The 6,883-nt window shown below is 59.6% G+C and carries 5 protein-coding genes; 4 read left to right on the top strand and 1 reads right to left on the bottom strand.

What is annotated here, in order from left to right; genetic code table 11:
• The first annotated feature begins 27 nt into the window (after window positions 1–27).
• The 3 genes from SPHV1_RS22520 (at window position 28) to SPHV1_RS22530 (ending at window position 3,335) form a co-directional block, all read left to right on the top strand.
• Complete coding sequence (locus SPHV1_RS22520) at window positions 28–2,067, top strand: TonB-dependent receptor (RefSeq protein ID WP_197277790.1); 2,040 nt, start codon at window positions 28–30, stop codon at window positions 2,065–2,067.
• A 221-nt stretch (window positions 2,068–2,288) separates the two neighbouring features.
• Window positions 2,289–2,774 carry a DUF6644 family protein gene (locus tag SPHV1_RS22525; RefSeq protein WP_054948240.1) on the top strand — a complete coding sequence of 162 codons (486 nt, stop codon included), beginning with the start codon at window positions 2,289–2,291 and terminating at the stop codon, window positions 2,772–2,774.
• Between the two features lie 54 nt (window positions 2,775–2,828).
• On the top strand, window positions 2,829–3,335 hold the full coding sequence (locus SPHV1_RS22530) for a DUF6644 family protein (RefSeq protein WP_054948241.1): 507 nt from the start codon (window positions 2,829–2,831) through the stop codon (window positions 3,333–3,335).
• 723 nt (window positions 3,336–4,058) lie between these two features.
• Here SPHV1_RS22530 and SPHV1_RS25555 read toward each other — a convergent pair.
• Complete coding sequence (locus tag SPHV1_RS25555; protein WP_054948242.1) at window positions 4,059–4,460, bottom strand: RidA family protein; 402 nt, start codon at window positions 4,458–4,460, stop codon at window positions 4,059–4,061.
• Between the two features lie 255 nt (window positions 4,461–4,715).
• Between SPHV1_RS25555 and SPHV1_RS22540 the strand changes: the two genes are divergently transcribed.
• A complete protein-coding gene (locus SPHV1_RS22540) occupies window positions 4,716–6,791 on the top strand; it encodes an FAD-dependent oxidoreductase (RefSeq protein ID WP_054948243.1) in 2,076 nt (691 codons plus the stop codon).
• Window positions 6,792–6,883: the final 92 nt, after the last annotated feature.

Below are 6,883 nucleotides of genomic sequence, written 5' to 3' on the forward strand. Positions count from 1 at the left end.
CCCGCGCAGAAAGGGAGAAGCTGCGTCATGAAGCTGCCAAGAACAAGCAGGCCGCGATGGAGGGGAGGGGCACTGCTCCTTGCCGGTGGCTTACTGTCGGAAGCGATTGCAGCCCCGGTACGCGCGGAGGACAGCCCGGCATCGGGCTTGCCCGTGATCATCGTGACGGCCCGGGGTGAGCACCGCATCGGTACTTCGGTTGCCGCCAGCGAGGGGGCAGTCGCCGGTGCAGACCTGGCGGATCGGCCTTTGCTGCGTCCGGCAGAACTTCTGGAAGCCGTTCCAGGAATGATAGCGACGCAGCATTCCGGTGGCGGCAAGGCGAACCAGTATTTCGTACGTGGTTTCAACCTAGACCACGGTACGGACTTTTCGCTGCACATAGACGAAATGCCCATGAATCTGCGTACGCATGGTCATGGCCAGGGGTATCTCGACGTAGGGGGGCTGATTCCGGAATCCGTTGCGCGGATCGATTATCGCAAAGGTCCCTATCGGGCCGATGACGGTGATTTCGGATTTGTCGCTTCGGCGCGGATAACGACAAAGAGCCAGCTAGATCCCTTCGTTACCGCCGAAGCCGGCAGTTTCCAATATCGGCGCCTGGTTGGGGGTGGATCAATCCCGGTCGCTGGCGGGGACCTGCTCGCCATAGGCCAAGCCAAATTCAACGATGGGCCTTGGGCTCTGCCAGAGGATTTCAACAGCTATTCGGGGCTGCTGAAGTATGGGGTGGACGTGCCTTTCGGCAAGATCCAGTTGAGTGCCAACCTTTACAGTGCGCGGTGGAATCCCACCGAGCAAATTCCCGAACGCGCGATCGGAACATTGATCAAGGACGCTTATGGCACCCTTGATCCTTACCTGAACGGGAGGACCGACCGGCAGACGTTCACGCTCAACATCGATGGGGCGGACGATTGGCGGCTGACACTCTGGGCGCAGCATTATAACTGGAGCCTTCTTTCCAACTTCACCTACTTTCTCGACGATCCCGTCAACGGGGATGAACTCCGACAGTACGAGAAGATGTGGGGCTATGGCGGCAGGATCGAAAAGCGATTTACTCTCGGCGATGGGCTCAGCCTGACTTTCGGGGCCGAAGGGCGAGCGGATGATATCTCCCAGGTCGGACTGGATCACACCATTCAAGGTGTGGTCGATTTTACCAGAAGCAGGTTCGCCGTGCAGGAAGATTCCGCGGCGCTCTATTCTGAAGTGCAGTGGAAGCCAGTACCGGCGGTCATGATCGTCGGCGGCCTTCGCGGGGACTTCTATCGGTTCGAAACCAAGGCTCTGGCGGGGGCAGCCTGGAGCGGTGTGGTCAAGGATAGCATCTATTCACCGCGCATTGGAGCCAATGTCGAAGTAGCCGACGGCTTGGCGCTCTACGCGAACTACGGTCAGGGGTTTCACAGCAATGATGCCAGAGGCGTCACTGCGCCGACCGAACCTGCACCCGGTCTGGTCAAGGGCAACTTTCGCGAACTGGGCTTTCGGTTGGAACGTGGACGACTGGTGTTCACCGGTAACTACTGGTGGAGCCGGATCGCCAGCGAGTTGATATATGTCGGCGATTCCGGAGCGGTTGAACCCAGCGGTGCCGGGCGTCGCCAGGGATACGAGCTTACCGCGTGGTGGAAGCTCAGCAACTGGTTGACGCTGGACGCGGTCTGGACTGCGGCGAAAGCCCGTTATGTGGATCTGCCGGCCGGTGCCAACTACATTCCCGGCGCATTGCGAAATGCCGGGGAGCTGGGCGTCGCGACGCATTTCAACCGCATCAACGCGTCGCTGCGCGTTCGGCATCTGGGGCCGCATGCCCTTACCGAGGATAACAGTGCCAAGGGCAGCGCCACCACATTGCTCAATGCCAGGGTCGCCTTCACACCCGGCAAATGGGAGCTTTCGCTGGATCTACTCAATGCCCTGAACAGCAAGGGGCACGATGTCGATTATTTCTACACCACCCGACTTCCCGGCGAACCGGCGGAAGGGGTGGAAGGATATAACAGCAAGATTGCAGAACCGAGGCAGGTTAGGCTCGGCCTGAAACGCAGCTTTTGAACGGGCCGGCGACGGTCTTGTAATATATATAGAAAATTCAATAACTTAACGGTAATGTCACCGCTTTGTAACAGTGTCATTCCCTGCGCTACACCGTCAGTTGTACCGGTACAGTACCGTTTCATAACTTGGATCGGATCGCCCCGCCTGTAGGGTCAATCCGAAGATTTCATCGAAAAACAGGGCCTGACCGCCACTCATCCCAGAGAGGGGAAATAGCAATGTCCATAACCGCATTCGGCGAATGGCTTTACGCCACTCCGGTCTCGACTGCGATCAGAGAAACGACGTGGATCATCCCGAACATCCAGACGGTGCATATTCTTGCAATCGCCGTAGTGGTCGGATCCGCACTTCTAACCGAACTTCGCTTGGCGGGAGTCATCGCGACCGATCGCCCGGAGGCGGACGTGCTTCGCCGTTACCTGCCGTGGATGAAAGTTGCACTTGTCGTCCTGCTTCTGACGGGCACGGTACTGATCGTGGCCGAGCCAGGCCGTACCTTGGGTAACACCCTATTCTGGATCAAGATGGCGCTGGTTGCCGGTGCTAGCCTGGTCACCCTGAAGGCCCGCAAGTCACTTCTGCGGACCGGCGATACGATGGCAGGCGAGGTTATTCCGGAAGCTTCCAAGTCTCTGGCTTGGTTGATGGTGATCATTTGGTGTGCCGTGATCTTTTGCGGGCGTTTCATCGCCTACACCTGATCTTCATGTCCACGGCATCGGCCGCCTACCTCCATCCAATGGAAGATTTCAGCCATGAATATAGAAACAGCGCTCCAGAAAATTAACGATTTGCCGCTGTCCGCGGGTATCCGCGAAAACGCCAGCGCCTTTCCCCTCCTTGAATCGCTCCACGTATTGGCGATCGCGATCGTCTTCGGCACTATCCTGATCGTCGATCTGCGGCTTTTCGGAGTGGCATCGCATCGCAGAAGTGCCCAACGCCTGACCGCTGAACTGTTGCCTTACACGTGGGTGGCGTTCGTCGTGGCAGCGATCACCGGAACGCTCATGTTCATGTCGAATCCGGTGTCCTACGCCAACAATACTCAGTTTCTCGTCAAGCTGGGCTTCATCGCGCTGGCCGGCCTGAACATGATCTGGTTCCATTCGACTGCGTACCGCAGGATTGCCGAATGGGATGAAGACATGCCGCCTCCGACTGCCGCGCGTATCTCCGGCGCCCTGTCGTTCATCCTCTGGACAACCGTGATATTCCTCGGCCGCTGGATCGGCTTCACGCTGGAGACGCTGTTCTTTTGAACAGCGGCCCCCGCAGGCCGTGGAAGAAGGCGTATTCGACCACACCGATCGCCGGGCGGATCAGTCACTGTCATTCGACGCGCGAACCTTGATCGCCGTGTAGAATGAGATCCGCCCGCATTGGTCCTGACCCGTCCCGTACCGAGTCAATGGCCCGGACATGAGTTTGGGGCTTGAGCAAGGCCTGGGTCCTGTATCGTGGCGACGTGAAGAGGATGACGTCCAAATCCTCCAATTCAGTAGCGCCGGTGAAGGCTCACGCTGAACGGGTAGCAAGGGGTATCGGCCGCGGGCCCCGGCGCTGCCTCACAAGATCAGGATCGTGCAGGATGAACGGCGCGGCGATGACAGCATCGCCGCGCCGTATCGCATGGCTGGGGTTGTCCGCGATAGAATCCTGATGTTTTGCTGCTGGCCGCACTTGCAATCCGCACTCCCGGTCCGACCGTCGTTCTGGAGACGATCCCGGCTGGAGGCTGGGCTTGCCGATCTAAGCGGTGCAGGGCGCGACTCTCGCGGTCATTGCCTCGGTGCCCGTCGACCAGGCGTGTTTGGTCTGACCGTGCCGGACCGTCTGTTTGAGCGGGTTTGTCGCTATCGCAGACGATACGCGGTGCAAACGGGACTGTCGGATGACCTGGACTTGCCGCGCTTTTTGCTTTGACCGCAGGCCAGTGGGGACTGAACAGTCAGTCCCCACTGGTCAGGTCTGTTACTTGAGACTTACTTCGCGGCGCGCACCGCGATGGTGTCAATCTCAACCTTGTAACCATCGGCGGCAAGGCGGGGCACGAAAAGGAGGGTGGCGGCCGGTTTGATGTCGCCGAATACGGAATGGCGCGCAGCGCGGAGACGATCGGCCGGGATCGGTTCAGTTACATAAGTGGTGAGCTTGACGATATTCTGCGGGCCAAGGCCTTCCGCTTCAAGGATGGCAGCGATGGTCTTGATCGTTTGCAGGTACTGATCTTCGATGCTCTCCGGAAGGCTGCCGTCGGGGAGTTCGCCGACCTGGCCAGAAAGGAATACCAGCTCAGCGTCAGCCGATACAGTCGCAACGTGGGAATAGGGTCCATAAGGCGGCGTAACCGTATCCGGGCTAGAAAATCTTACGAGTTGGGACATCACGTCTCTCCAAGGCTGACAGCGGGACAATCCCGCCAGATATCCATGGCAAGACTGTTTCATATTTGCAACCAAGAATGCATATTGACACCATTGTTGCATTATGTATATAATTGGTCCGTAGCTGGCGTATATAATCCAGGCAGAATTGGATGACGGGAATGGCGAGGGCATTTTGCTCTCGTTTTGCCGTGTGGGGGCAATTGTCGATTGGACCTGCATGGGAGCCCGCCAACCCAACTTTAGGAGGTGCAATTGAACGGGTCCCGTTACGACATTTTGTTCGAACCAGTGCAGATTGGGCCGGTAACGGCCAAGAATCGCTTCTATCAAGTCCCGCACTGCAACGGCATGGGGCACCGGGCCCCGTCCGGCATGGCGGCCATGCGGCGCGTCAAGGCGGAAGGCGGCTGGGCAGTCGTGTGCACCGAAGTCTGCGAAATTCATCCCTCCGCCGACATTTCGCCGCACAACGAAGCGCGCCTGTGGGACGACCGGGACATCCCCGCCCTGGCGCGAGCGGCCGACGCCATTCACGAGTTTGACTCGCTTGCCGGTGTCGAGCTTGGCCATCACGGTTTTCGGGCGCAGAACCGGATTTCGCGCGAAATCCCGCTCGGGCCTTCGTCGCACACGGTTGTTTCCTATGATCCTGTCCAGTCGCGTGCGATGGACAAGGAAGACATCCGGAATCTGCGCCGGTGGCATGCCGCCGCAGCGCGCCGCGCGAAGCAGGCCGGGTTCGACCTTATCTATGTCTATGCTGCGCACGGCCTGACCACGCCGATGCAGTTCCTGTCGCGCCGATACAATCAGCGGACCGACGAATATGGCGGCTCGCTGGAGAACCGCGCGCGCCTTTTGCGCGAACTGATCGAGGAAACAAAGGACGCCGTCGGCGACACCTGCGCTGTGCCGGTCCGCATCTGCGTCGACGAACTGGTCGGCCCGGCGGGACTGTGCTCGGACGGGGAAGGCCGGGATCTTATCGAGATGCTGGCGGATCTTCCCGATCTCTGGGACGTGACGGTTGGCGACTGGTCCAATGACTCGCGGCCTTCGCGATTTGGCGAAGAGGCGGTGCACGAAGATTATGTCTCCTTCGTCAAGCAGGTCACCAGCAAGCCCGTCGTATCAGTCGGACGTTTCACGTCGCCTGACACGATGGTGTCGCAGGTACGTCGGGGTGTGCTCGACATGGTGGGCGCCGCCCGCCCGTCGATCGCGGATCCCTACCTTCCCAACAAGATCAAGGAAGGCAGGCTCGACGACATCCGCGAATGCATCGGTTGCAATATTTGCGCGGCTGCCGACAATACCTACACGCCGATCCGCTGCACGCAGAACCCGACCATGGGCGAAGAATGGCGGCGTAACTGGCATCCGGAACTGATCCCTGCGCGGGAAAGCCAGGATCGCGTTCTCGTCGTCGGCGCTGGCCCTGCCGGCCTGGAGTGTGCGGTCTCGCTGGGCAAGCGCGGCTACGAAGTCGCCCTGGCCGAAGCGACGACCGAACTGGGCGGGCGCGTGTTGCGTGAGCCCTTGCTGCCAGGTCTCTCTGCCTGGGGCCGCGTGCGCGACTATCGTCTCGGTCAGCTGCACCAGCTCGCCAATGTCGAGATCTATATGGACAGCCACATGTCCGCCGACGAAATCCTGGGTGCGGAATTCGATCGGGTCGTGCTTGCGACGGGCTCTTCATGGCGCCGCGACGGCGTTGCCCGTTATCACCGCACGCCGCTTGCAGGTCTCGATGAGAAGGTGATCTATACGCCGGATGACATCATGGCTGGCCGCATTCCCACCGGACCGACCGTGGTTTTCGATGACGACCATTATTACATGGGCGGCGTCATTGCCGAGAAGTTGCGGGATCTGGGGCTTGATGTCACGCTGGTGACGCCGGCACCGGTCGTTTCGGGATGGACCGCAAATACGCTCGAGCAGCCGCGCATCCAGAAGCGGCTGCTGGACAAGGGCGTTACGATTGTGGCCAATCAGGGGCTTGTGGGCTTCAGCGATCAGTCCGCGAAGCTGGCATGTGCATTCACGGGGCGGGAGACGACCATCGAAGCGAATTCGGTGGTGATGGTGACCTCGCGAACTTCGCATGATTCCGTCTACAATGCGCTTGCCGCAATGGGCGATCAGGTGCGCGATGCCGGCATTAAGTCCTTCTCGCGGATCGGTGACAGTCTTGCACCGGGCACGATTGCGGCGGCGGTCTTCAGCGGACACCGCTACGCGCGTGAATTCGAGAAGCCTGAAAGCGACGAAGTTCCGTTCCTGCGTGAAGTGTCCGAGCTTGGCCCCTGGTCGGCCCGGAACTGAATGTCGCAAGCCGCGCATGAATGCCATGCGCGGCTCGCGATACGGGATTACAATACACGAGGGATTAGTTCGATGAAAATCATCGTCCCGGT

Source organism: Novosphingobium sp. KN65.2 (genome assembly GCF_001368935.1).
Classification (GTDB): Bacteria; Pseudomonadota; Alphaproteobacteria; order Sphingomonadales; family Sphingomonadaceae; genus Novosphingobium; species Novosphingobium mathurense.